Origin of the sequence: Herbaspirillum sp. SJZ099 (assembly GCF_007828355.1) — a bacterium.
Lineage (GTDB): Bacteria > Pseudomonadota > Gammaproteobacteria > Burkholderiales > Burkholderiaceae_D > Herbaspirillum.
Genome location: NZ_VIUO01000003.1, coordinates 423,795 through 449,714, shown reverse-complemented (window position 1 = coordinate 449,714; position 25,920 = coordinate 423,795). Strand labels below are relative to the sequence as shown.

General features: G+C 65.2%; 21 protein-coding genes. 20 read left to right on the top strand and 1 reads right to left on the bottom strand.

Annotated features, from left to right (window positions below; genetic code table 11):
• The first annotated feature begins 4 nt into the window (after positions 1 to 4).
• The 16 genes from rsmH (at position 5) to lpxC (ending at position 19,538) form a co-directional block, all read left to right on the top strand.
• Complete coding sequence (rsmH, locus tag FB597_RS09920; RefSeq protein ID WP_141914680.1) at positions 5 to 970, top strand: 16S rRNA (cytosine(1402)-N(4))-methyltransferase RsmH; 966 nt, start codon at positions 5 to 7, stop codon at positions 968 to 970.
• Entirely contained in the window at positions 967 to 1,239 is a 273-nt protein-coding gene (ftsL, locus tag FB597_RS09915) for a cell division protein FtsL (protein WP_141914679.1), read from the top strand. The genes rsmH and ftsL overlap by 4 nt, the downstream gene beginning before the upstream one ends.
• The gene (locus FB597_RS09910) at positions 1,236 to 3,014 is read left to right on the top strand and encodes a penicillin-binding protein 2 (protein ID WP_141914678.1); all 1,779 of its coding nucleotides are present in this window, start codon (positions 1,236 to 1,238) and stop codon (positions 3,012 to 3,014) included. Before ftsL ends, FB597_RS09910 begins: the two co-directional genes overlap by 4 nt.
• Entirely contained in the window at positions 3,014 to 4,549 is a 1,536-nt protein-coding gene (locus tag FB597_RS09905; RefSeq protein WP_141914677.1) for a UDP-N-acetylmuramoyl-L-alanyl-D-glutamate--2,6-diaminopimelate ligase, read from the top strand. Before FB597_RS09910 ends, FB597_RS09905 begins: the two co-directional genes overlap by 1 nt.
• Positions 4,546 to 6,015 (top strand): UDP-N-acetylmuramoyl-tripeptide--D-alanyl-D-alanine ligase, encoded by a 1,470-nt coding sequence (murF, locus tag FB597_RS09900; RefSeq protein WP_141914676.1) that lies wholly within the window; start codon positions 4,546 to 4,548, stop codon positions 6,013 to 6,015. The genes FB597_RS09905 and murF overlap by 4 nt, the downstream gene beginning before the upstream one ends.
• Position 6,016: 1 nt before the next feature.
• The gene (gene mraY / locus FB597_RS09895) at positions 6,017 to 7,186 is read left to right on the top strand and encodes a phospho-N-acetylmuramoyl-pentapeptide-transferase (protein WP_141914675.1); all 1,170 of its coding nucleotides are present in this window, start codon (positions 6,017 to 6,019) and stop codon (positions 7,184 to 7,186) included.
• 86 nt (positions 7,187 to 7,272) lie between these two features.
• Positions 7,273 to 9,324, top strand: coding sequence for a UDP-N-acetylmuramoyl-L-alanine--D-glutamate ligase (murD, locus tag FB597_RS09890; protein ID WP_144769440.1), 2,052 nt, complete (start codon positions 7,273 to 7,275; stop codon positions 9,322 to 9,324).
• The gene (ftsW, locus tag FB597_RS09885) at positions 9,321 to 10,595 is read left to right on the top strand and encodes a putative lipid II flippase FtsW (protein ID WP_144769439.1); all 1,275 of its coding nucleotides are present in this window, start codon (positions 9,321 to 9,323) and stop codon (positions 10,593 to 10,595) included. The genes murD and ftsW overlap by 4 nt, the downstream gene beginning before the upstream one ends.
• Positions 10,592 to 11,674, top strand: coding sequence for an undecaprenyldiphospho-muramoylpentapeptide beta-N-acetylglucosaminyltransferase (gene murG / locus FB597_RS09880; RefSeq protein ID WP_144769438.1), 1,083 nt, complete (start codon positions 10,592 to 10,594; stop codon positions 11,672 to 11,674). Before ftsW ends, murG begins: the two co-directional genes overlap by 4 nt.
• 106 nt (positions 11,675 to 11,780) lie before the next feature.
• Positions 11,781 to 13,205, top strand: coding sequence for a UDP-N-acetylmuramate--L-alanine ligase (gene murC / locus FB597_RS09875; RefSeq protein WP_144769437.1), 1,425 nt, complete (start codon positions 11,781 to 11,783; stop codon positions 13,203 to 13,205).
• Positions 13,202 to 14,203 (top strand): D-alanine--D-alanine ligase, encoded by a 1,002-nt coding sequence (locus FB597_RS09870; RefSeq protein WP_144769436.1) that lies wholly within the window; start codon positions 13,202 to 13,204, stop codon positions 14,201 to 14,203. Before murC ends, FB597_RS09870 begins: the two co-directional genes overlap by 4 nt.
• 24 nt (positions 14,204 to 14,227) lie before the next feature.
• A complete protein-coding gene (locus FB597_RS09865; RefSeq protein WP_144769435.1) occupies positions 14,228 to 14,998 on the top strand; it encodes a cell division protein FtsQ/DivIB in 771 nt (256 codons plus the stop codon).
• A gap of 10 nt (positions 14,999 to 15,008) precedes the next feature.
• On the top strand, positions 15,009 to 16,241 hold the full coding sequence (ftsA, locus tag FB597_RS09860) for a cell division protein FtsA (RefSeq protein ID WP_050468997.1): 1,233 nt from the start codon (positions 15,009 to 15,011) through the stop codon (positions 16,239 to 16,241).
• Between the two features lie 267 nt (positions 16,242 to 16,508).
• A complete protein-coding gene (ftsZ, locus tag FB597_RS09855; protein WP_144769434.1) occupies positions 16,509 to 17,693 on the top strand; it encodes a cell division protein FtsZ in 1,185 nt (394 codons plus the stop codon).
• Positions 17,694 to 17,962: 269 nt separating this feature from the next.
• Entirely contained in the window at positions 17,963 to 18,466 is a 504-nt protein-coding gene (locus tag FB597_RS09850) for a peroxiredoxin (RefSeq protein ID WP_141914666.1), read from the top strand.
• A gap of 136 nt (positions 18,467 to 18,602) precedes the next feature.
• Positions 18,603 to 19,538, top strand: coding sequence for a UDP-3-O-acyl-N-acetylglucosamine deacetylase (gene lpxC / locus FB597_RS09845; RefSeq protein ID WP_141914665.1), 936 nt, complete (start codon positions 18,603 to 18,605; stop codon positions 19,536 to 19,538).
• Positions 19,539 to 19,666: 128 nt separating this feature from the next.
• On the opposite strand, the gene FB597_RS09840 is transcribed toward lpxC, so the two are convergent.
• Entirely contained in the window at positions 19,667 to 20,176 is a 510-nt protein-coding gene (locus tag FB597_RS09840) for a DciA family protein (protein ID WP_144769433.1), read from the bottom strand.
• 53 nt (positions 20,177 to 20,229) lie between these two features.
• On the opposite strand from FB597_RS09840, the gene FB597_RS09835 reads away from it, so the two are divergent.
• From FB597_RS09835 to FB597_RS09820, 4 genes are all read left to right on the top strand, one after another.
• Entirely contained in the window at positions 20,230 to 21,207 is a 978-nt protein-coding gene (locus FB597_RS09835) for a M23 family metallopeptidase (protein ID WP_141914663.1), read from the top strand.
• Between the two features lie 248 nt (positions 21,208 to 21,455).
• Positions 21,456 to 24,212, top strand: coding sequence for a preprotein translocase subunit SecA (secA, locus tag FB597_RS09830; RefSeq protein ID WP_144769432.1), 2,757 nt, complete (start codon positions 21,456 to 21,458; stop codon positions 24,210 to 24,212).
• A 101-nt stretch (positions 24,213 to 24,313) separates the two neighbouring features.
• Positions 24,314 to 25,120, top strand: a complete 807-nt coding sequence (locus FB597_RS09825; protein WP_144769431.1) for a DUF2272 domain-containing protein — start codon at positions 24,314 to 24,316, stop codon at positions 25,118 to 25,120.
• A 13-nt stretch (positions 25,121 to 25,133) separates the two neighbouring features.
• On the top strand, positions 25,134 to 25,862 hold the full coding sequence (locus FB597_RS09820; protein WP_255517129.1) for an SGNH/GDSL hydrolase family protein: 729 nt from the start codon (positions 25,134 to 25,136) through the stop codon (positions 25,860 to 25,862).
• Positions 25,863 to 25,920: the final 58 nt, after the last annotated feature.

The following is a 25,920-nucleotide window of genomic DNA, read 5'->3' as shown; positions in this document are numbered from 1 at the left end:
CACGATGACATTGCAACCGGTGCCCGAGCTGCAGCACCGCACCGTGCTGTTGGAAGAAGCGGTCGATGCGCTGGCGATCGCCGGCGAACGCGCCGACGGCGTGTATCTGGACGGCACGTTCGGGCGCGGCGGCCACAGCCGCGCCATCCTGGCCAGGCTGGGCGCGCGCGGCAGGCTGATCGCATTTGACAAGGACCCGTTGGCCATCGCCACGGCGCAGCAGATTGCCGATCCGCGGTTCGAGATCGTGCACGACAGTTTCGCCACGCTGGACGAGGCGCTTGCCGCACGCGGCATCGCGCAGGTCGACGGGGTATTGATGGATTTGGGCATTTCGTCGCCGCAGGTGGATGACGCCGCGCGCGGCTTCAGTTTTCGCTTGGATGGCCCGCTGGACATGCGCATGGATACCACGCGCGGCGTGTCGGCAGCGGATTGGCTGGCAACGGCGGACGAACAGACGATTGCAAAGGTGATACGAGATTATGGGGAAGAACGGTTTGCTCTTCAGATTGCAAAGAAGATTGTTGCTCGCCGGGCAGTCGAGCCAATTTCAAGCACACGACAGCTTGCCGCGCTCGTGGCACAAGCCGTCAAAACCCGCGAGAAAGGCAAAGACCCGGCCACTCGTACCTTTCAGGCTGTACGGATTTTCGTCAATCAAGAGCTTGAAGAACTCGAAATAGGGCTGGAAAAGGCGTTTCGGCAGATGGCGCAGCACGGGAGATTGGTTGTGATCAGCTTTCACTCGCTGGAAGATCGCATCGTCAAGCAGTTCATGGCATCCAAAGCCCATGCGCCGCAGCCTGACCGCCGCCTGCCGATCCGCGCGGCCGACCTGCCGCGCCCGGCGGCGCGCCTGTTGGGGCGCGTCAAGCCGGGCGATGCCGAAGTGACGGCCAATCCGCGCGCCCGTTCGGCCGTGATGCGCAGCATCGAGCGCCTTGAAGCCGCAGGAGCCCAGCCATGACCGGGCGCCTGTGCATTCTCCTGACCGTCATGCTGGTGGGGTGCGCCCTGTCGGTGGTCAGCTCCCAATACAAGGCGCGCAGCCTGTTCATCGAGCTGGAACGCGCGCAAACGGCGTCGCGCCAGCTCGATGTCGATTGGGCGCAGTTGCAGTTGGACCAGTCCACGCTGGGCAAGAATGCCCGCATTGAAGAGCTGGCCCGGCGCGACCTCGGCATGGTGCCGCTGACGCCGGCCCGTACCCAATACCTCACCGTGGGGGGCAAATGACCCGCATGCCCCCGCGCACCACGCTCTCCGGCGGCCGTGTGGCCGCCTCCAAGGGGGTGGCGTTTTCTTCCAATCCGATCCTGCAGGTGAAGCTGCCGGCCTGGCGGTCGCGCTTCGTGCTGTTCGTGCTGTTTGTCGCCTTCGCGGCGCTGGCGGCGCGCGCGCTGTGGCTGCAGGGCGTATCGACCGATTTCCTGCAAAAGCAGGGCGCGTCGCGCTACGCGCGCACGCTGGAGTTGCCGGCCACGCGCGGCAAGATCACCGACCGCAACGGCCAGGTGCTGGCCTCGTCGGTGCCGGTCAAGGCGATCTGGGCCATTCCCGAAGACGTGCAGGCCGCGCCCAAGGACAAGCTGCGCGAACTGGCCAGGCTGCTGGAGATGAGCGACGCCGACCTGCGCAAGAAGCTCGATTCCGACCGCAGCTTCGTCTACCTCAAGCGCCAGGTGGAGCAGGACACGTCCGACAAGATCGTCAAGCTCGGCATTCCCGGCATCGAGACCCGCAAGGAATACAAGCGCTTCTACCCCGAGGGCGAGGTGATGGCGCACGTGGTGGGCTTCACCAACATCGAAGACGCCGGCCAGGACGGCATGGAGCTGGCCGCCCAGAAGACGCTGGCCGGCGTGACCGGCAGCCGCCGCGTCATCAAGGACCGCCTGGGCCGCATCGTGGAGGATATCGAGTCCATCCGCGATCCGCACGACGGCCGCGACCTGACCTTGTCCATCGACAGCAAGATCCAGTACATCGCCTTCACCCAACTGAAGGAAGCGGTCGACAAGTTCAAGGCCAAGGCCGGCGGCATCATCGTGGTCGATGCCAAGACCGGAGAAGTGCTGGCATTGGCCAACATGCCGACCTACAATCCAAATGACCGCTCGGTGCTGACCGGCGCGCAGTTGCGCAACCGCGTCGTCACCGACACCTTCGAGCCGGGCTCGACCCTCAAGCCGTTCACCGTGGCGCTGGCGCTCGATACCAAGCGCGTCACGCCCTCCACGGTGTTCCAGACCGCGCCCGGTAAGATGACCATCGGCACTGCGACCATCGGCGACTCGCATGCCCACGGTCCGCTGACGGTGGCGCAGATCATCGAGAAATCGTCCAACATCGGCACCGCCAAGATCGCGCTGCAAATGCCGCCGGAAGAGATGTGGGAAATGTTCACCACGGTCGGTTTCGGCCAGCAGCCTAAGTTCGGCTTCCCCGGTGCGGTAGCCGGCCGCGTGCGTCCCTATAAATCCTGGCGTCCGATCGAACAGGCCACGATGAGCTACGGCCACGGCATTTCGGTGTCGCTGATCCAGCTGGCCCACGCCTACCTGATCTTCGCCCGCAACGGCGACATCATCCCGCTGTCGTTTACCAAGGTGAACGATTCGCCGATCGGCCAGCGCGTGATCTCCGAAAACACCGCGCTGCAGATGCGCCGCATGCTGGAAACCGTGGTCGCCCCCGGCGGCACGGCGCCGCAGGCCCAGGTGCCGGGCTATCGCGTGGGCGGCAAGACCGGCACCGCCTACAAGATCGAAGGCGGCAAGTACGTGCGCAAGTACGTGGCCTCGTTCACCGGCATTGCGCCCATGTCCGATCCGCGCCTGATTATCTCGGTGATGATCGACGAACCTCAGGGCCAGCACTACGGCGGCCCGGTGGCAGGCCCGGTGTTCGCCAACGTGGCCGCCAATGCGCTGCGCGCGCTCAATGTGGCGCCGGACTCCAGCGTGACCAACATCATCATCCCCAAAGAACCGCTTGAGGAGAGCATGTAATGGCCCCGCAAGCGCCCGACATCAAGAACATCGTCAACTGGCTGCGCTCGGACGCGGCCATTGCCGCCGATGCGCAACTGACCGCGGACTCGCGCCGGGTGGCGCCGGGCGACGTGTTCTTCGCCTACGTGGGCGATGCCGACGGCCGCTCTTATATAGAGGATGCGGTCGAGCGCGGCGCCGCTGCCGTGGTCTATGAAGCGGCCGGCTTCGCCTGGCCGCAGCATCTCGGCGTGCCGGGCCTGGCGGTCGACGATCTCAAGGCATTGGCCGGCGACATCGCCGCCGACTGGTACGGCCATCCGGACCAGGACATGTTCATCGCGGCCGTCACCGGCACCAACGGCAAGACTTCCTGCGCCTGGTGGCTGGGCTCTGCCTTGTCGCGCCTGCCCGGCGCGGGCCTGGCGGGCGTGGTCGGCACCCTGGGCGTGGGCACCTTCCTCGGCGGCCGCGCCCAGGCGTTCGATGTCACCGGCTACACCACGCCGGACGCGGTGCTGTTGCAGCGTAATCTGGCGATCCTGGCCAAGGCCAAGGTCGGCGCCCTGGCCATCGAAGCCTCCTCGATCGGCCTGGCGCAGGGCCGCATGAACGGCATGCACGTGGATGTGGCGCTGTTTACCAATTTCACCCGCGACCATCTCGACTACCACGGCGACATGGCGTCCTATGAAGCCGCCAAGCGCAAGCTGTTCGAATGGGATGGGCTCAGGCATGCGGTGGTCAACCTCGACGATCCGATGGGCGTGCGCCTGGTGCCACTGGTGCAGGCGCGCCAGGTTGCGCTGATCGGCTATGCGCTGGAAGACAGCATTCACGGACCGGTCGCGGGGGTTCCTGTGCTGCGCGCCAGCGGCATCCGCAGCAGCCATGCCGGCACCGTGTTCCAGGTCGATTCGCCATTCGGCAGCGGCCAGGTCAAGACCCAACTGGTGGGGCGATTCAATGTCAGCAATGTGCTGGGCATCATGGGCGTGTTGCTGGCCAAGGGCCTGGCCTGGGATGCCGCAGTCGCGGCCGCCGGCGCCCTGAGCGCCGCTCCCGGGCGCATGCAGCAGTTCGGCGGGCCGGATGTGCCGCTGATCGTGATCGACTACGCACACACGCCCGACGCGCTCGACAAGACCCTGGCCACGTTGCGCCAAGTGGCGATCCAGCGCGGCGGCCAGCTGTGGTGCGTGTTCGGCTGCGGCGGCGACCGCGATCCGGGCAAGCGCCCGCAGATGGGCCAGATATCCGAGCAGGCCGACCATGTGGTGCTGACCAGCGACAACCCGCGCAGCGAGGATCCCAAGGCCATCATCGACCAGATTCGCGCCGGCATCAGCCGTATCGAGCCGGTGATCCTGGAAGACCGCGCCGGCGCCATCCTGTGGGCGATCCGCCATGCCACCAAGGCCGACGTGGTGCTGCTGGCCGGCAAGGGCCATGAGACCTACCAGGAAATCGCCGGCAAGAAGCTGCCCTTCCTCGATGCCGACCATGTCGCGCTGGCGCTGGCTGCGCGCTCGACCATGATGGGGGGCGCATGATGCGGTTCGCATTCAATCAGATGCTGGAGTGGATCCGCGCCGCCGAGGCGGCCGCTTCCGCGCACCATGTGCCGGCAGTGGCCAATGCCCCGGCCGGCGCGCTGGAACTCAACGACGTGGTCACCGACAGCCGCGCGGTCAAGCCCGGCAACGTGTTCGTCGCGCTGCGCGGCGAGCGTTTCGACGCCCATGATTTCCTCGATGCCGTGGTCGCGCAAGGCGCCGCCGCCGTGGTGGTCGAGCGCGTGCCGCCGGGTTTGTCGGTGCCGGCCATCGTGGTTCCGGATACGCGCGCGGCGCTGGGCCAGATCGCCCACGGCTGGCGTTCCTTGTATAAGGTGCCGGTGATCGGCGTGACCGGCAGCAACGGCAAGACCACGGTCAAGGAAATGATCGCCTCCATCCTGGCCGCCGCCTTTGGCGAGGACGGCTACCTGGCTACGCGCGGCAACTTCAACAACGAGGTCGGCGTGCCGCTGACGCTGTTCCGCCTGGCGCCGCCGCATCGCGCGGCCGTCATCGAGATGGGGATGAACCATCCGGGCGAGATCGCCGTCTTGTCGCGCATCGCGCAACCGACGCTGGGCCTGGTCAACAACGCCCAGCGCGAGCACCAGGAATTCATGGCCACGGTCGAGGCCGTGGCGCGCGAGAACGGCGCGGTGATCCGCCATTTGCCGGCCGACGGCGTGGCGGTGTTCCCGGCCGACGACGATTTCACGCCGCTGTGGCGCGAAGAAGCCGGCGCCCGTCGCGTGCTGACCTTCGGCTTGAGCCAGACCGCCGATGTCGGCGCCGTCTACCAACCCAGCGCCTTCGGCAGCACGCTGCAGGTGACGGTCAAGGACATCGCGGCGGCGCCGGCGCACTTCAAGGTGGAGCTGGCCGCGGTCGGCGAACACAATGTGCGCAACGCGCTGGCGGCGGCGGCTTGCGCGCTGGGTGCGGGCATCCCGGTGGATGCCGTGGCGCGCGGGCTGGAAAGCTTCGCTCCCGTCAACGGGCGCCTGCAGCGCAAGACTGCCAAAAGCGGCGCGCTGGTGATCGACGACACCTACAACGCCAATCCGGATTCGGTGCGCGCCGCCATCGATGTGCTGGCCGGCATCGACGGGCCGCGCGTGCTGGTGCTGGGCGACATGGGCGAGGTCGGCGACCAGGGGCCGCAATTCCACCGCGAGATCGGCGCCTATGCGAAGAGCCGCGGCATCGCCCGCCTGTTCGGCCTGGGCGAACTGATGCGCCACGCGGTGCAGGCATATCAGGAGACACCGGGCGAAGCGACGGCGCAGGCCGTGCACTACGCTGACATCGATGCGCTCAATACTGCGGTCGATCAAGCCGCGCTGCAAGGACTGGGCGCGAGCATTTTGGTAAAAGGTTCACGCTTCATGAAGATGGAGCGAGTTGTACAGCATCTGGTCAACGTTGAATCCGTCACGCAACATCAACAGGAGGCCCATTAGCATGCTGGTCTGGCTCGCTCAGAATTTTCAACAGGATTTCGGCTTCTTGCGCCTGTTCAGTTTCATTACTTTCCGCGCGGTGTTCGCTACGCTGACGGCCTTGCTGATCGGCATGATCGCCGGTCCGGCGGTGATCCGCATGTTGACGCGCATGAAGGTCGGCCAGGCGGTGCGCACCGATGGCCCGCAGACCCACCTGATCAAGTCCGGCACCCCGACCATGGGCGGCGTGCTGATCCTGATCGGCATCGGCGTCTCGACCCTGTTGTGGGCCGACCTGTCCAACCGTTTCGTCTGGATCGTGCTGATCGTCACGCTTGGCTTCGGCGCCATCGGCTGGGTCGACGACTACCGCAAGGTGGTGTACCGCGACCCGCAAGGCATGCGCTCGCGCGAAAAGTATTTCTGGCAATCGCTGATCGGCCTGGTGGCGGCGTTCTACCTGGCGTTCTCGGTGTCCGAAGTGAGCAACATGAAGGTGCTCGAACTGTTCGTGGCCTGGGTGCAGTCCGGCTTCAGCCTGGACCTGCCGCCCAAGGCCGACCTGATTGTGCCGTTCTTCAAGAGCGTGAGCTATCCGCTGGGCGTGTGGGGCTTCATCGCGCTGACCTATTTCGTCATCGTCGGCACCAGCAACGCGGTCAACCTGACCGACGGCCTGGATGGCCTGGCCATCATGCCGACCGTGCTGGTGGGCGCCGCGCTGGGCTTGTTCGCCTACCTGACCGGCAGCGCCAACTACGCCAAATACCTGTTCATCCCGCACATCCCCGGCGCCGGCGAATTGCTGATCTTCTGCGGCGCCATGGGCGGCGCCGGCCTGGCCTTCCTCTGGTACAACGCTTACCCGGCGCAGGTGTTCATGGGCGACGTCGGCGCGCTGGCGCTGGGCGGCGCGCTGGGCACCATTGCCGTGATCGTGCGCCAGGAGATCGTGCTGTTCATCATGGGCGGCATCTTCGTGGTGGAAACGCTGTCGGTGATGATCCAGGTGGCCTATTTCAAGTACACCAAGAAACGTTTCGGCGCCGGCCGCCGCGTGTTGCTGATGGCGCCGTTGCACCATCACTACGAACAGAAGGGCTGGAAGGAAACCCAGGTGGTGGTGCGGTTCTGGATCATCACCATGATGCTGGTGCTGGTGGGCCTGTCGACGCTGAAGCTGCGTTGAGTGGAGTGAAGATGGGGCGCACGGCGCCCTTGGCGGTTCAATGAAGTGATCGATGAGATCGAAGTGAAAGAAGTGGGCAGCAAACGATGAATTACTCGGGCAAACACGTACTGGTGCTCGGACTCGGCGAGTCCGGCCTGGCCATGGCGCGGTGGCTGGTCTACTGCGGCGCCGGCGTGCGCGTGGCCGATACGCGCGGGGAGGCGGCATTGGCCGAACGCCTGGCCGCCCTGCGCGCCGACGCGCCCGATGCCCAAGCCGTGCTGGGCCGCCCGTTGTCGCCCGAACTGCTGGACGGCGTGGATTTCGTCGCCGTCAGCCCCGGCCTGGCGCCGAACGGCGAACTGGCGCCGCTGATGCCGGCCATCGCCGAGCGCGGCCTGCCGTTGTGGGGCGAGATCGAATTGTTCGCCCAGGCGCTGGCCGCCTTGCGCGAAGAAACACTGTATAAGCCCAAGGTGCTGGCCATCACCGGCACCAACGGCAAGACCACCGTGACCAGCCTGACCGGCATGCTGTGCCAGCGCGCCGGCCTGTCGGTGCGGGTGGCGGGCAATATCAGCCCGGCCGCGCTGGACGTGCTGCGCGAAGCGGTGATCAAGGACAAGGTATTCCTGGCCGAACTGGCTGAGCAGGATGCCATCGCCGCCGCCGAAGCGGCACGGCAGGCCGAGTTGGCCGAGGTGGCTGCTCAGGAAGAGGCAGAGGCTGCCGAAGCTGCCCGGCGCAAGCAGGCCGAGGCGCGCATCGAAGACGCTGCGGCCAGCTCGGCCCCGGCTCCGGCTCCGGCTTCAGAAGCAACTCCGGAAGCAGCGTCGCCGGCCGCCAACGATGCGCAAATGGACATGGACATGCTGCCGCAGGATGGGCAGTCGGATGCGCCTGAACCGGCTGCCGCACAAGCGCTGCACGAAGAACAGGATACGCCCGCCACCGAAATCGGCGCGGGCGTCGAGCACCTGTCGTCGGAAGCCGCCAATGCCGGACAATCCGCAGACGCCGGCTGGCAAACAGATGCCGGCGGCAATGCGGCCGAGGCGATGAACCTGGACGATTTCATGGCGGTGTCGCGCACGGCCGAAGAGCATGCGCTGGCCGAAGTGCCGCCGCCTCCGCCGCCGGAACCGACCTACCGCGGCTCGATGCCGCAGGCCTGGGTGCTGGAGCTGTCTAGCTTCCAGCTGCATACCACGCACAGCCTGCAGGCCGATGCCGCCACCGTGCTCAACCTCACGCAAGACCATCTCGACTGGCACGGCAGCATGCAGGCCTATGCCGCCGACAAGGCGCGCATCTTCGGTGCGCACACCGTGCGCGTGCTCAACCGCGACGATGCGCTGGTGATGCAGATGGCCGAGGCCGGCGCGCCGGTTTCTTCATTTGGGCTGGATGAGCCGTCCGCGCCGGACAGCTTCGGGCTGATCAACGACAACGGCATGCTGTGGCTGGCCAATGCCTTCGTGCATGAAGACGACGAGCAGCCGGAAGGCAAGCGCCGCCGCAAGCAAAAGGAACTGGCGCCGCCGCCGGTGACGGTCAAGCGCCTGATGCCGGCCGACGCGCTCAAGATCCGCGGCGCGCACAATGCGATGAATGCGCTGGCCGCGCTGGCCCTGTGCCGCGCCGTCGATTTGCCGATGGCGCCGCTGTTGCATGGCTTGCACGACTACACGGGCGAACCGCATCGGGTGGAACTGGTGGCGGTGGTGCAGGAGGTCGAGTATTACGACGACAGCAAGGGCACCAACGTCGGCGCCACGGTGGCGGCCTTGAACGGGCTGGGCCTGGGCGGCCGCCCCAATCGCATCCTGTTGATCGCCGGCGGCGACGGCAAGGGCCAGGATTTCTCGCCGCTGGCGCTGCCGGTGGAGAAATACGGCCGCGCAGTGTTCCTGATCGGGCGCGACGGCCCGGCCGTGCGCGTGGCGCTGGCCGACACCGGCGTCGAATTGATCGATTGCGCGACCCTGGAAGAGGCTGTGCAAAAGGCGGGCGATATGGCGCGCGCGGGCGAGATCGTCCTGCTCTCGCCGGCCTGCGCCAGCCTGGATATGTTCCGCAACTACGCGCACCGGGCCGAAGTCTTCGTGGACTCGGTGCGTGAACTGGCGCTGTCGCGCGGCGAGGTGATCGCATGAAGCTCGGACTGTCATCACTGCGTGGATGGCTGGGCAGCGTGAAGGAAGCTGCGCCGGCTGCCGCCGGCCGCCTCAAGGGCGGCGCGGGCGGCATTGGCGTACGTGGCGGCAGCGTCGGCTTTGAGCAGCGCTCGCGCATGATGGAGTACGACCAGCCGCTGATCTGGGTAGTGCTGCTGCTGATGCTGTTCGGCATGGTGATGGTGTATTCGGCCTCGGTGGCGCTGCCCGATTCGCCCAAGTACGCCGCCTATTCGAATTACCACTTCCTGGTGCGCCAGGCGATCTTCATCGTGATCTCGCTGGTGGCCGGCGCGCTGGCGTTCCGCGTGCGCATCGAGACCTGGCAGAAATGGGCGCCGTACCTGTTCGCCGGCACCCTGATCCTGCTGGTGCTGGTGCTGGTTCCGGGCGTGGGCAAGGGCGTCAACGGCGCCAAGCGCTGGTTGTCGTTCAAGGTGTTCAACTTGCAGCCATCCGAACTGATGAAGCTGTTCATCGTGCTGTATGCGGCCGATTACACGGTGCGCAAGCAGGCGGTGATGCACAAGCTGGTCAAGGGTTTCGTGCCGATGGCCGCCGCCGTCGGTTTCGTCGGCCTGCTGCTGCTGCTGGAGCCCGACCTGGGCGCCTTCGGCGTGATCGTTTGCATCGCCATGGGCATCCTGTTTTTGGGCGGCATCAACGGCGTTTGGTTCGGCGGCATCAGCGCCATGCTGGGCGGCGTGTTTACCCTGGTGATCGTGACTTCGCCGTGGCGGCGCGAGCGCATCTTCGCCTACCTCAATCCGTGGGAAGAAGAAAACGCGCTGGGCAAGGCTTACCAGCTGTCGCATTCGCTGATCGCCTTCGGCCGCGGCGAGCTGTTCGGCGTGGGCCTGGGCAGCAGCGTGGAGAAACTGCATTACCTGCCGGAAGCGCATACCGACTTCCTGCTGGCGGTGATCGGCGAGGAACTCGGTTTCGCCGGCGTGCTGGTGGTGGTGCTGCTGTTCTACTGGCTGGTCAAGCATGCCTTCGAGATCGGCCGCCAGGCCATCGCGCTGGACCTGACGTTCGCCGGCCTGGTGGCCAAGGGCATCGGCATCTGGCTGGGCGTGCAGGCTTTCATCAACATGGGCGTGAACCTGGGCCTGTTGCCGACCAAGGGCCTGACATTGCCGCTGATGAGTTACGGCGGTTCGGGCGTGCTGCTGAACTGCGTGGGCCTGGCGATCCTGTTGCGCATCGATTACGAGAACCGGGTGCTGATGCGGGGAGGGCGCTTATGAGCACGCCCCGCAGACTGCTGATCATGGCGGCCGGCACCGGCGGCCATATCTTCCCGGGACTGGCGATCGCCGACACCATGCGCGCGCGCGGCTGGCAGGTGAGCTGGCTGGGCACCTCGCACGGCATGGAGCGCGACCTGGTGCCGCGCCACGGCGTCGAGATGGACACCATCGTGTTCGCCGGCCTGCGCGGCAAGGGGCTGATGCATACGGTCAAGGGCGCGTGGCGCATGGCGGCCAGCTTCTTCAGCTGCTTCGCCATCCTCGGCCGCCGCCGTCCGGACGTGGTGCTGGGCATGGGCGGTTATGTGACGGTGCCGGGCGGCGCCATGGCGCGCCTGCGCGGCAAGCCGCTGGTGTTGGTCAATGCCGATGCGGCGCTGCTGCTGTCGAACAAGACGCTCACGCCCCTGGCCGACCGCGTGCTGTTTGGCTTCCCGGCCGACTTCGGCCGCGCCGCCGGCAAGGCCGAGGTCACCGGCAACCCGGTGCGCAAGGAAATCATCGCGCTGCCGCGGCCGGCCGAGCGTTACGCCAGCCACAGCGGCCCGCTGAAGATCCTGGTGGTGGGCGGCAGCCTGGGCGCCAAGGTGTTGAACGACAACGTGCCGGCCGCGCTGGCCAAGTTGCCGCCGGAGCAGCGTCCGCAGGTCACGCACCAGTCGGGCAAGCAGCATATCGCCGCTTTGCGTGCCGCGTATGAGCAGGCCGGGGTGCGGGCCGAAGTGGTCGACTTCATCGACGACATGCCGCGCCGCTATGCCGAGGCTGACCTGGTGATCTGCCGCGCCGGCGCCATCACGGTGTCGGAACTGACGGCGGCCGGCGTGGCGAGCGTGCTGGTGCCGCTGGCGGTGTCGACCACCTCGCACCAGATCGACAACGCCAAATGGATGGCGGAGAACCGCGCGGCGATTCACCTGCCGCAACGCGAACTCACGGCCGACGCGCTGGCGGGTTTGCTGCAGAAACTGGACCGCGCTGCATGCCATGAAATGGCGCAGGCGGCGTACGAACAAGGCCGGCGCGACGCCAACGAGGCGATCGCGCGCGTGCTGGAAGGGCTGGTAACACCATGAAGCATCGCGTCAAGAATATTCACTTTGTCGGCATCGGTGCTGAGCCGCGCGGCCGCGCGGCGCTTTTTAGTTTTGGGCATAGCCGGTCCGCCAGCGAGTAAAGAACATGAAACATAGAGTCAAAAATATCCATTTCGTAGGCATCGGCGGATCCGGCATGAGCGGCATCGCCGAAGTCATGCTCAACCTCGGCTACGGCGTGTCCGGCTCCGATCTGGGCAGCAATGCCGCGACCCAGCGCCTGGCGCAACTGGGCGCCAGCATCCGCTATGGCCACGCGGCCGAAAACATCGACGGCGCCGACGCCATCGTCACCTCCACCGCCGTCAAGGGCGACAACCCGGAAGTGCTGGCCGCGCGCAAGAAACACATTCCCATCGTCCCGCGCGCGGTGATGCTGGGCGAACTGATGCGCCTGAAGAAGGGCATCGCCATCGCCGGCACCCACGGCAAGACCACCACCACCAGCCTGGTGGCCAGCGTGCTGGCGCAGGGCGGTCTGGATCCGACCTTCGTCATCGGCGGCCGGCTGACCTCGGCCGGCGCCAATGCCAAGCTGGGCACCGGAGAATTCATCGTGGCCGAGGCCGACGAGTCGGATGCCTCGTTCCTGAACCTGACGCCGGTGATCGAGGTGATCACCAACATCGACGCCGACCACATGGAGACCTACAACCATGATTTCGCGCGCCTGAAGCAGGCCTTCGTCGAGTTCACCCAGCGCTTGCCGTTCTACGGCGTCGCCGTGCTGTGCCTGGACGATGCGCACGTGCGCGAGATCATGCCGATGGTGTCCAAGCCGATCCTGACTTACGGCTTCCATGAAGACGCCGACGTGCGCGCCATCGATGCCCGCGCGGTCGAAGGCCACATGGAATTCACGGTAGTCCAGGATGGCTACGCGCCGATGCAGGTGAGCCTGAACCAGCCCGGCATGCACAACGTGCAGAACGCCTGCGCGGCCATCGCCATCGCGCGCGAGCTGGATGTGGACGACGCCGCCACGCAAAAGGCGCTGACCGAATTCAACGGCGTCGGGCGCCGCTTCACCCGCTACGGCGAGGTGCCGCTGTTCGATGCCGAGGGCAAGCCGGCCGGCCATTTCACCCTGGTCGACGATTACGGCCACCACCCGGTCGAGACCGCCGCCACGATTGCCGCCGCGCGCGGCGCGTATCCCGGCCGCCGGCTGGTGCTGGCGTTCCAGCCGCACCGCTACACCCGTACGCGCGACCTGTTCGAGGATTTCGTCAAGGTGCTGTCGCAGCCCGACGTGCTGGTATTGGCCGAGGTCTACGCGGCCGGCGAAGCGCCCATCGTGGCGGCCGACGGCCGTTCGCTGGCGCATGCCTTGCGCGCGGCCGGCAAGGTCGAGCCGGTATTCGTCGACGACATCGCCGACATGCCCGACACCATCAGGAATGTGGTGCGCGACGGCGACGTGGTGATGACCATGGGCGCCGGTTCGATTTCCGCGGTACCCGGCCGCCTGACGGCAACGGCAACTGAAAAGAGCGAGGCAAGCGCATGATCGACCAGGCCACCATCAAGGGCTTCGGCCGCGTCGGCGTACTGTTCGGCGGCCGTTCGGCCGAGCGTGAAGTGTCGAAGATGTCCGGCAGCGGCGTGCTGCAGGCGCTACTGAGCCGCGGCGTGGACGCCCATCCGTTCGACCCGGCCGAGCGCAGCCTGGGCGCGCTGGAGGCGGAGAAGTTCGACCGCGTCTTCATCGCGCTGCACGGCCGCTATGGCGAAGACGGCACGATCCAGGGCGCGCTGGAGCAGATCGGCCTGCCTTACACCGGCCCTGGCGTGATGGCGTCGTCGATCGCCATGGACAAGGTGATGACCAAGCGCATCTGGCTGGGGCATGGCTTGCCGACGCCGCGTTTCGCCGTGCTGGACAAGGACACGCCGCGTGAAGTGCTGCGCACCGTGCCCGATGAGCTGGGTCTGCCGCTGATGCTGAAGGCGCCGCATGAGGGCTCGACCATCGGCATCGCCAAGGTCAACGGCTATTCCGACATGCAGTCGGGTTTCGAGATGTGCGCCAGATACGATGAGGTGGTGCTGGCCGAGGAGTTCATTCGCGGCCGCGAGCTGACGGTGCCGGTGATCGGCACCGGCCGCAACGCGCGCGCCTTGCCGGTGATCGAGATTCGCGCGCCGGACGGCAATTACGACTACCAGCACAAATACTTCACCGACGACACCAAGTATCTGTGCCCGGCGCCGCTGGACGAAGCGCTGACCTGCCGCCTGCAGGAGCTGGCGGTGCAGGCCTTCCATGCGCTGGGTTGCCGCGGCTGGAGCCGGGTCGACTTCATGCTGCGCGAAAAGGACGGCCAGGCCGAGCCGTACCTGCTGGAAATCAATACTTCACCCGGCATGACTGGCCATTCGCTGGTGCCGATGGCGGCCAAGGCGGTCGGCCTGAGCTATGAAGATTTGTGCTGCGAGATCTTGCAGCTGGCGGCGCTCGACATGACGCCCTCCAAGGACTGGACGCCGCAGGCGGACGGCCACTGAGGACGGATCGGAGAGCGCTGAACAATGTGGCAAGACGTCAAGATGCTCAATGCGGCCAGCAGCGCGCTGCTGGCGCTGGTGGTGCTGGCCTTGCTGGCGTCGGGCCTGTGGTGGGTGGCGCAGCGGCCGATGTTTACGCTGCACACCATCCGCATCGAGAGCGCCAGCGAGTTGCCGCTGGAGAAGGTGAATGCGTTGACGGTACGGGCCACGGCGCTGCCGCGGATCCACGGCAACTTCTTCACCACCGACTTGTCGGCGGTGCGCGCGGCGTTCGAGGCGGTGCCCTGGGTGCGCCGCGCGATGGTCCGGCGTGAATGGCCGGACCGGCTGGTGGTGAAGATCGAGGAACACAAGGTCCTGGGTACCTGGGGCGAAGATGGCAGGTTGCTGTCGCAGAAGGGCGATGTCTTTACCGCCAACCTGGCGGAAGCCGAGGATGACGGCGACCTGATGGAATTCGAAGGGCCGGACGGCAGCGAGAAGCAGGTGGTGGCGCGGTTGGCGCAGTTCCGCCAGTGGTTCGCGCCGATCAGGCTGGAACCGGAAGCATTGCACCTGTCCAACCGCTATGCCTGGACGGTGCGGATGGACAACGGCATGACGGTGGAACTGGGACGCGACCAGGGCGAGGCGGTGTTGAAGGAACGCATCGACCGGCTGGTGGCGGTGTATCCGCAGTTGATGGAAAGGTTGCAGGGCAAGATCGAAAGCGTCGACATGCGCTATCCCAACGGGATGGCGCTCAAGGCGGATGGAATGGTGCTGGCGGCATTGAACGGAAAGAAAAAATAAGCGGAACGATATGACAAAAGACGCAAAGAACTTGATCGTCGGCCTCGACATCGGCACCTCGAAAGTGGTGGCGGTGGTGGCCGAGGTGCTGGCCGACGGCCGGCATGAGGTGATCGGCCTGGGCCAGTCCGAATCCAAGGGACTGAAGAAGGGCGTGGTCGTCAATATCGAAGCCACGGTCGAGTCGATCCAGCGCGCGCTCGAAGAGGCCGAACTAATGGCCGACTGCAAGATCAGAAACGTTTATACCGGCATCGCCGGCAGCCATATCCGCAGCTTCAATTCGAGCGGCATGGTGGCGATCAAGGACAAGGAGGTGACGGCGGCCGACGTCTCGCGCGTGATCGAAACCGCCAAGGCCGTCAACATCCCGACCGACCAGCAGCTGCTGCACACGGTGCCGCAGGAGTTCATCGTCGACAACCAGGAAGACGTGCGCGAGCCGATCGGCATGAGCGGCATCCGCCTGGAGGTAAAGGTGCACATCGTCACCGGCGCGGTCTCGGCGGTGCAGAACATCGTCAAGTGCGTGCGCCGCTGCGGCCTGGAAGTGTCTGACCTGATCCTGCAGCCGATGGCCTCGGCCGACGCCGTGCTGACCACCGACGAGCGCGAACTGGGCGTGGTGCTGGTCGACATCGGCGGCGGCACCACCGACGTGGCGGTGTTTACCGAAGGCGCGATCCGCCATACCGCCGTGATCCCGATCGCCGGCGACCAGATCACCAACGACATCGCGATGGCGCTGCGCACGCCGACGCTGGAAGCCGAGGAAATCAAGCTGCGCTACGGCGTGGCCAAGCAGATCCTGGTCGATCCGACCAATACGCTGGAAGTGCCCGGTCTGGGCGACCGCAATCCGCGCACGCTGTCGCACCAGGCGCTGGCGGCGGTGATCGAGCCGCGCGTCGAAGAGCTGTTCGCGCTGGTGCACCAGGTGGTGCGCGAGTCCGGCTACGAGGAAGTGCTGTCCTCGGGCATCGTGCTCACCGGCGGTTCGGCGATGATGCCGGGCATGACCGAACTGGCCGAAGACATCTTCCTCAAGCCGGCGCGCTTGGGCACGCCGGAATACAGCGGCCAGCTGGCCGACGTGGTGCGCAGCCCGCGCTACTCGACCGTGCTGGGCCTGCTGCAGGAAGCCAAGAAGCAATACCTGCGCGGCTACATCGTGACGCGCCAGGAGGGTTCGGTGAAGGCGGTTTGGCAGCGCATGAAGGAATGGTTCCTCGGCAATTTCTGAGGCGGCATTCCCAAGATGATTCAGGATGTAAAAGGTTGGGCGGCAAATGGGTTTTGACAGCAAAGTCAACGGCAGTACGGTTCAGGGAGTTTAGGTCTTCATCGCAGTAGCAGGAGTTGGAAACAAACATTGCAGCATCGGTATTTTGATTTTGTTTTTTTTGGATGTTGAGTTTTGGACGGACGCGCAGTTTTCAGTTGCTAGTCGTCACACCGCGTGATGCCTATCAACTGCCAGCTGCAGATACACATATTTTAAGGAGTCATCATGGAAATCGATATGGTCGACAATGCGACGCTCGGTACGATCATCAAGGTCGTCGGCGTCGGTGGCGCTGGCGGCAACGCTGTGCAGCATATGATCAACAAGGGGGTGTCGGGCGTGGAGTTCATCGCGGCCAACACCGATGCGCAAGCGCTCAAGCAGTCCAAGGCGCATAACGTGATCCAGATCGGCGAAACCGGCCTGGGCGCCGGCATGCAGCCGGACGTCGGCCGCCGTCTGGCCGAAGACACCCGTTCGCGCATTGAAGACGCGCTGCGCGGCGCGCACATGGTCTTCATCGCCGCCGGCATGGGCGGCGGCACCGGCACCGGCGCCGCTCCTGTGGTGGCGCAGGTGGCCAAGCAGCAGGGCGCGCTGACGGTGGCCGTGGTCTCCAAGCCGTTCTCGTACGAAGGCCAGAAGTGCATGGACATCGCCGACGCCGGCCTGGAAGAGCTGTCCCAGCACGTCGACTCGCTGATCATCATCCTCAATGAAAAGCTGGAAGAGATCTACGAGGACGACAGCATGATCGAATGGCTGTCCCACGCCGACGACGTGTTGAACAACGCGGTCGCCGGGATTGCCGAAATCATCAATGTGCCGGGCCACATCAACGTCGACTTCAACGACGTCAAGACCATCATGGGCGAGCAGGGCAAGGCCATGATGGGCACCGCGACCGCTGCCGGCGTCGACCGTGCGCGCGTGGCGGCCGAGCAGGCGGTGGCCTCGCCGCTGCTGGACGGCATCGACCTGTCGGGCGCACGCGGCGTGCTGGTCAACGTGACCGCAAGCCGTAGCCTGAAGGGCAAGGAAATCAAGGAAGTGATGGCGACCGTGCGCGCTTTCGCCGCTCCCGACGCATCGATTGCCCAGGGCATCGCCTATGACGACACGATGGGCGACGAGATCCGCGTGACCGTGGTGGCGACCGGCCTGGGCCGTGCACGCAAGACGGTGCAGCTGGTGCAGACCCCGGTGATGCGTACCGGTACCCACAACGAGCCGATGATGGCCGCCACCGGCATGATGCAAGGCGCCGCGCAACCTGCGGCGACGTTCGGCGGCCTGAAGGCGCCGGCGGTATGGCGTCGCGAGTCGGCTTCCGACACCGTGCGTGCGTTGGAGAAGAACGGCATGGAAACCTACGACATTCCGGCGTTCCTGCGCAAGCAGGCGGACTGATCGCAGGTTGTCCGGCCGGTAAGAACCTGTTCAAGGTGACGGCGAGAGTTGGGCAGATGTCATTTCAGGATGGCATGCAAGGCGCAAAACGCAGCCGGGCTGGTGGCCCGGCGAGGCTTTGCAACGCCGCAGGCCGCCTGAAAGGGCATTTGGACAAGCTCGTCGCCACCTTGAACAGGTTCTATAGGGCATACTAGCGCCGCGCCTTGAGCGCGGCGTTTTTTTGCCCGCGCGGGCCATCCAGACACACAACCAGACAAGGAAACATCATGACCATCAAGATCGGCGACCGCCTGCCGGAAGGCAACCTGGCTGAATTCATCGAGACCGAAACCGAAGGCTGTTCGCTCGGCCCCAATACCTTCAAGGTGTCGGACCTGGTCAAGGGCAAGAAGATCGCGCTGTTCGCGCTGCCCGGCGCCTTTACCCCGACCTGTTCGGCCAAGCACGTGCCGGGCTACATCGCCCACGCCGCGCAGTTCAAGGCCAAGGGCGTCGACGAAATCTGGTGTCTGTCGGTCAACGACCCGTTCGTCATGGGCGCCTGGGGCCGAGAGCAAAAGGCGACCGGCATCGTGCGCATGCTGGGCGACGGCAGCGCCATCTTCACCAAGGCGCTGGGCATGGTGTTCGACCTGACCGAAAAGGGCATGGGCATCCGCTCGCAGCGCTACTCGATGCTGATCGAGGATGGCGTGGTCAAGCAACTGAACCTGGAAGCGCCGGGCAAGTTCGAGGTTTCCAACGCGGAAACCCTGCTGGGTCAACTGTAAGCTTCAGGGCAACTGGCCGTTCCTGCTTGCGCGGGAACGGCCGGATTTGTTGCCGGGAGCCACAAGTCGCTTCCCGCTGACCCCGATTTGCAACATCCTGCAGGCCCGGCCCCGTCGCCTTGGCTATAATGCAGGGATGTTGAAACAGCGCACAATCAAGAATCTGGTCCAGACCGTCGGCGTCGGGCTCCACTCGGGCACCAAGGTCGAGCTGACCCTGCGTCCGGCCGCGCCGGATACCGGCATCATCTTCCGCCGCATCGACCTCGATCCGGTGGTCGAACTGCCGATGAGCGCAACCGGGGTGGGCGATACGCGCATGGCATCGACCCTGACCAAGGATGGCGCCAAGGTATCCACCGTCGAACATCTGCTGTCGGCCTGCGCCGGCCTGGGCATCGACAACCTTTACATCGACCTGACCGCGGAAGAAATCCCGATCATGGACGGTTCGGCCTCTTCCTTCGTGTTCCTGCTGCAGCAGGCCGGCTTGCAGGAACAGGGCGCGGCCAAGAAATTCATCCGCGTGAAGAAGCCTGTCGAAGTGCGCGAAGGCACGGGCGACAAGGAAAAATGGGCGCGCCTTGAGCCCTACGACGGTTTCCGCCTGAAGTTCTTCATCGAGTTCAACCACCCCGCGGTGGACGGCACCGGCCAGATGGCCGAAGTCGATTTCGGCATCGATTCCTATGTGAAGGAAATCGCCCGCGCGCGCACCTTCGGTTTCATGCAGGATGTCGAAACCTTGCGCGGCATGGGCCTGGCGCGCGGCGGCTCGTTCGAGAACGCGATCGTGATGGACGAATACCGCATCCTCAACGCCGACGGTTTGCGTTATGACAACGAATTCGTGCGCCACAAGATCCTGGACGCCATCGGCGACCTCTACCTCATCGGCCATCCGCTCCTGGCCAGCTACGATGCCCACAAATCGGGCCACGGCCTGAACAACCAGTTGCTGCGCGAGCTGCTCAGGCATCCCGACGCCTATGAAGTGGTGACTTTCGATTCGCTCGACGATGCGCCGCAGACCTATGTGATGCAGGCCCGGCAGGAATGGGCGCTGAACTGATTGGGCCGGCGTCCCGGAACGGCAGGATGTTTCGCGGCGCCTTTCCCAAGGCGTAAATTTTTTACAAGAAAAAGCGCCAGGCGGGTTTTCTAACCGGAAACAACCCCGCTTTCCCTTCCTTGTTCCTCTTATGCGCGCGCCTTGCGGCGGCGTACCATGGCGTCGATGGCGTCCTTGAGCCCCTGGCTGCGCGGGTCGTCGGACAGCGCATTGCTGAGTTCGGCGAAGGAGGACAGCGCGCCGTCAGTCAGTTCGAGTACCCGCTTGGGAGCGGGCGGCGGGGCGACCCTGCCAACTTGCACTTTGATTCGGATTGAATTAACCTGCCATCCGTCTTTTTGCAAGCGGTCTTGCAGCGTGGGGAGCTGTTGTTTGAGCCGGGCCGCCAATGCTGCGTTGGGCGCGCTCATCACCAGCGCGCCTGCTTCGAAATTCAATATCTCGCACGCGGCAAACATCGTGGGCAGGGTAGCGGCGCATGCCTTTTGCAGCGCGCTCATGCGCGAGAGGGCCGGCAACAGCGCCGCCATCGCCGAATTCGACCGCAAGAAATCTGAAGCGTCTTTCGTGCTCTTCGCCATGCGTTGGGCGCTCGAGAGGCTTGGCCGATAAGGGGTGAACGTGGATGGATACTTCATCTTTAAACCTTATCACATCCGGTTGCTAGCCGGCCGGAGTCCAAGGAGCAAAGATGCAAATTATCCTGCTGCACCCCCGTTTCACCCGGGCCCGTTCCGTCACGCTGGGATCGAAACACCTGCTGATCATGCTGGTTCTGCTGATGGGCGCGATCGCAGCTTGCTCGGTACTGCTCTCCTATCTCTTGCTGCGCCACGCGGCCGACGCCGATGCCTCGCCCATGTTCCACAAGCTGGCCATCTCGATGAGCCGGCAGGAAGACGACCGCAAGGAAAAATACCTCAAGGAAAACCTGGCCATGATGGCCGTCAAGGTCGGCGAGATGCAGGCCCAGATGATGCGCCTGGACGCGCTGGGCGAGCGGGTGCAGGGCCTGGCCGGCATCCGCCCCGAGGAATTCAACTTCAAGGAATTGCCGGGCCGCGGCGGCGCCGAAGTCTCCAGCATCGCCGGCCCGGGCCGCGACGTCGGCATGGATGAGCTGCTCCGGATGCTGGATTCGCTGGTGGTCGATGCCGGCCACCGCACCGACTATCTCAATGCGGTCGAGTCGACGCTGATGAGCGACAAGATCAAGTCGCGCCTGCTGCCGACCAACCAGCCGGTCAATGTGGCCTACAACTCGTCGAGCTTCGGCTGGCGCCTGGACCCTTTCACCGGCCATAACGCTTTCCATGAAGGCCTCGACTTTCCCGCCCCGGTCGGCACCCGGATCGTGGCGGCGGCGGCCGGCGTGGTGATCGCCTCCGAGTACCATTATCAGTTCGGCAACATGCTGGAGATCGACCACGGCAACAACATCATCACGCGCTATGCCCATGCCTCGCAGCTGTACGTGAAGGTCGGCGACATCGTCAAGCGCGGCCAGCATGTGGCCGACGTCGGTTCGACCGGCCGCTCGACCGGGGCCCACCTGCATTTCGAGGTGCGCATCCGCGGCATCGCCCAGGACCCGCGCAAGTTCCTGGCGCTGGGCGCCACCGGCGGCAACCAGCCCAAGCCGGCGCCGGTGTTCGTCGCAGGCCGCTGAACCGGCTGCCTGCCGATGACCGGATTGGCTGCCAAAATGCCCGCAAAACCCGCCGACAGGCGGGTTTTTCTATTGAATCTTTGCAATCGGGCCCGATCTACAGGCGATGCAGCCGGCCGGCGGCCCGGGAAAGCCATCGCCATGGGCCTGCGTGCTAAAATCCACGGTTTATTATTGGGCGTTCTTTCGGCCGGGTGCCAAACGTCTGCCTGCCGGATCTTTCATCGGCGCTTTTATAGAATCCAAGCATGTCATTACTGACCAAGATTTTCGGTAGCCGCAACCAGCGGTTGCTCAAACAATATCAAAAAATCGTCCGCCAGATTAATGCGCTGGAACCGTCGGTCGAGAAGCTGACGGATGCCGAACTCCAAGCCAAGACGCCCGAATTCAGGCAGCGCATCGCCAACGGCGAAACGCTCGACGCCATTCTGCCGGAAGCCTTCGCGGTCTGCCGCGAGGCCAGCCGCCGCGTGCTCAAGATGCGCCACTTCGACGTCCAGCTGATGGGCGGCATGGCGCTGCACTTCGGCAAGATCGCCGAAATGCGCACCGGCGAGGGCAAGACCCTGATGGCGACCCTGCCGGCCTACCTCAATGCGCTGGGCGGCCGCGGCGTGCACGTGGTGACCGTCAACGATTACCTGGCGCAGCGCGACGCCGACGACATGGGCCGCCTGTACGGCTGGCTGGGCCTGACCACCGGCGTGAACCTGTCGCAGATGGAACACGACATCAAGCAGCAGGCCTACGCCTCCGACATCACCTACGGCACCAACAACGAATTCGGTTTCGATTACCTGCGCGACAACATGGTGTTCGATGCCGCAGACCGCGTGCAGCGCGGCCTCAATTTCGCCATCGTCGATGAAGTCGACTCGATCCTGATCGACGAGGCGCGCACTCCGCTGATCATCTCCGGCCAGGCCGAGAACCATACCGAGCTGTACCACAAGATGAACGCGGTGCCGCCGCTCCTGACGCTGCAGATCGGCGAAGAGACGCCGGACGGCAAGGGCAAGATCGAAGTCCCGGGCGACTACACCAAGGACGAGAAGAGCCACCAGGTGCTGCTGACCGAGGCCGGCCACGACAAGGCCGAAGAGATCCTGACCCAGATGGGCCTGCTGCCGGAAGGCGCCTCGCTGTACGACGCCGCCAACATCACGCTGATCCATCACCTGTACGCCGCCCTGCGCGCGCATACGCTGTACCACAAGGACCAGCATTACGTGGTGCAGAACGGCGAAGTCATCATCGTCGACGAATTCACCGGCCGCCTGATGACCGGCCGCCGCTGGTCCGACGGCCTGCACCAGGCGGTGGAAGCCAAGGAAGGCGTGAAGATCCAGAACGAGAACCAGACCCTGGCCTCGATCACCTTCCAGAACTACTTCCGCATGTACGCCAAGCTGTCCGGCATGACCGGCACGGCCGATACCGAAGCCTACGAATTCCAGGAAATCTACAAGCTGGAAACCGTGGTGATCCCGCCCAACCGCCCGAATGCGCGCAAGGACCGCCAGGACCAGGTCTACAAGACCGCGCAAGAGAAGTACATGGCGATGCTCAAGGATATCCAGGACTGCTACGAGCGCGGCCAGCCGGTGCTGGTGGGCACTACCTCGATCGAGAATTCCGAACTGCTGTCGGGCATCCTGAACAAGGCCAAGCTGCCGCACAACGTGTTGAACGCCAAGCAGCACGCGCGTGAAGCGGAGATCGTGGCCCAGGCCGGCCGTCCCAAGATGATCACCATCGCCACCAACATGGCCGGCCGCGGCACCGACATCGTGCTGGGCGGCAATGTGGGCAAGCAGATCCAACTGATCGAAGCCGACCCAGCTCTGTCGGACGCCGACAAGGCGGCCCGCGCCAAGCAACTGAGCGACGAATGGCAGTCGCTGCACGACCACGTGGTCAACGCCGGCGGCCTGCACATCATCGGCACCGAGCGCCACGAGTCGCGCCGCGTCGACAACCAGTTGCGCGGCCGTTCGGCGCGCCAGGGCGACCCGGGCTCCTCGCGCTTCTACCTTTCCCTGGATGACGCGCTGTTGCGCATCTTCGCCGGCGACCGCGTGCGCGCCATCATGGAGCGCCTGAAGATGCCGGAAGGCGAGCCGATCGAGGCGGGCATCGTCACGCGCTCGATCGAATCGGCCCAGCGCAAGGTCGAAGCCCGCAACTTCGACATCCGCAAGCAACTGCTCGAATACGACGACGTCGCCAACGACCAGCGCAAGGTGATCTACCAGCAGCGCAACGAACTGCTGGAGTCGGCCGAGATGGCCGAGATGATCGCCTCGCTGCGCGAAGGCGTGTTCACCGACCTGTTCCGCCAGTACGTGCCGGCCGAGTCGATGGAAGAGCAGTGGGACATTCCCGGTCTGCAAGCCGTGTTGAAGAACGAATGGCAGCTCGACGTGCCGCTCGACGCCATCCTGGAAGCCGAACCCGACCTGTCGGACGAGGACCTGCTGGAACGCGTGCTCACCATCGCCCGCGAAACCTACGATGCCAAGGTCGCCGTGGTCGGCACCGAATCCTTCGCAGGTTTCGAGCGCAGCGTCATGCTGCAGAGCATCGACAACCACTGGCGCGAACACCTGGCCGCGCTGGATCACCTGCGCCAGGGCATCCACCTGCGCGGCTACGCGCAGAAGAACCCGAAGCAGGAATACAAGCGCGAAGCCTTCGAACTGTTCGCCCAGATGCTGGACCTGATCAAGAACGAAGTGATCAAGGTCGTGATGACGGTGCGCATCCAGAGCCGTGAAGAGATCGAAGCCGCCGAGGAAAGCTTGGCCGAAGGCGTGGCGCTGGAGAACGTGCATTACCAGCACGCCGACTTCGACGCCAACGCCGCGCCGGAAGAATTACTGGCGCCGACCGCGGCCAGCGAAGCGCCGGATACGGCGGGCCTGCCCAAGGTCGGCCGCAACGACCCTTGCCCTTGCGGCAGCGGCAAGAAGTACAAGCAGTGCCACGGCAAGCTGGCCTGATCCGGTACGCCAGTCTGAGAAGCTGTTCGGAAGAAAGAAGCCGTTCACCATCGATGTGGTGAACGGTTTTTTTTCGACCTCGTTGATGAGAGAACAACAAAATGCCAACCGCCAAGCTTTCCCCGATAGCGTCCGCCATCTTGGCCGCCCTTGCCGCCGGGCTGCTGGCCGGCTGCGCCTCCATCCAGATACCGGAATGGAAGGGCGCCGCCGATCCCGGCGATGTGCCGGTGCGCCCGGCTCAGCTTGAGCCCGTTGTGACTGCGGTGCCCGCCGTGGCCATCAGCACCGCGCCGCCCACGCGCGCGGCGCTGGTGGAGGCGGCCAGGGCCGAATGGGACTTCTTCGGCAACCAGCAGATCGACATGCGCCACGAGCCCTTCAGCGCGCCGCGCCTGGGTTTGCTGGAAGATGAGGGCGAGGCGGTGCAGCGCGTGGCCGGATATTGGCATGCGGTCGGCAAGAACCTCACCGGCGCCGATTGCCAGCAAGCCTGGTCGGCGGCCTTCATTTCCTGGCTGATGGTCAGCGCCAACGTGGCGCCGCAGGATTTCGCGCCCAGCGAAACCCATTTCAACTACCTGAGCTTCCTCCGGCAGCGCGAGTCGCTGCCGTCGCCGCAGTTCGTGCTGCGCCCGGCCGCCAGCGAGCCCATTGCGCCGGGCGACTTGCTCTGCGCGCCGCGCGGCAGCAACGCGGCCGCCACGCTCGACGAGATCCAGCCCGGCCTGGCGGGACATTGCGACATGGTGGTGGAAGTGCATGCGGATGAAGGCTGGGCCGGGGTGATCGGCGGCAACGTGTTCAACTCGGTATCCGAATCGCTGATCCCGGTGGATGCGCAGGGCCGCGCGCTTCCGATTTCCCAGCGGCCCTGGCTGGCGGTGGTGAAGAACCTGCTGCCATGAGGAGCGGCGCTTGTTGACCTTGGCGAAAATCCTGCTCGGGCCGGTGCTGCAGGCCCAGGCCAAATGGCTGCGCAAGACCGCGCTGCGCCTGCCGGAAGCCGAAGGCCCGCGCACCGGCGTGGAAGCGCCCGACATGCCGCGGGCGGCGCCGGCCACGCCGATCGGGCTGCTGGTGGTGGGCGACTCGTCGGCCGCCGGCGTCGGCGTCGACCACCAGGAGCGGGCGCTGGCGCAACCCCTGGCGCGCCGGCTGGCGCAGCGCAGCGGGCGCACGGTGCAGTGGCAACTGGTGGCCAAGAGCGGCATCAACTCGCTGGAAGCGCTGGACCTGTTGGCGCAGCACGAGATCGGTCCGGCCACCGTGCTGGTGGTGGCGCTGGGCACCAACGATGTCACTTCGCAGATGCCGCCGCGGCGCTATATCGCCAACCTCAGGCTGCTGGTGGAGCGCCTGATGGCGCAGGCCGGGGTCGAGCATATCGTGTTCACCGGCTTGCCGCCGCTGCACAACCTGCCGGCCGCGCCGCAGCCGCTGCGCTGGTACCTGGGCCGCTACGCGCGCACGCTTGACCATGCGCTGCGGGCCTGGATCGCCCGGGAACCGATGTTGCGTTATTGTTCGCTGCAATGGGCCTTGCCGCATGAGATGGCGATCGACAAATTCCATCCCGGCCCGGGCCAGTACGCGCAATGGGCGCGCATGACGGCCGAGATCATCGAGGACAGGTTGGCTGGCGCCTGATTTCACGCCGCTGTCATCGGGCGGCCGGTGAAAGTGTTTAAAATAGGCGCTTTGATTT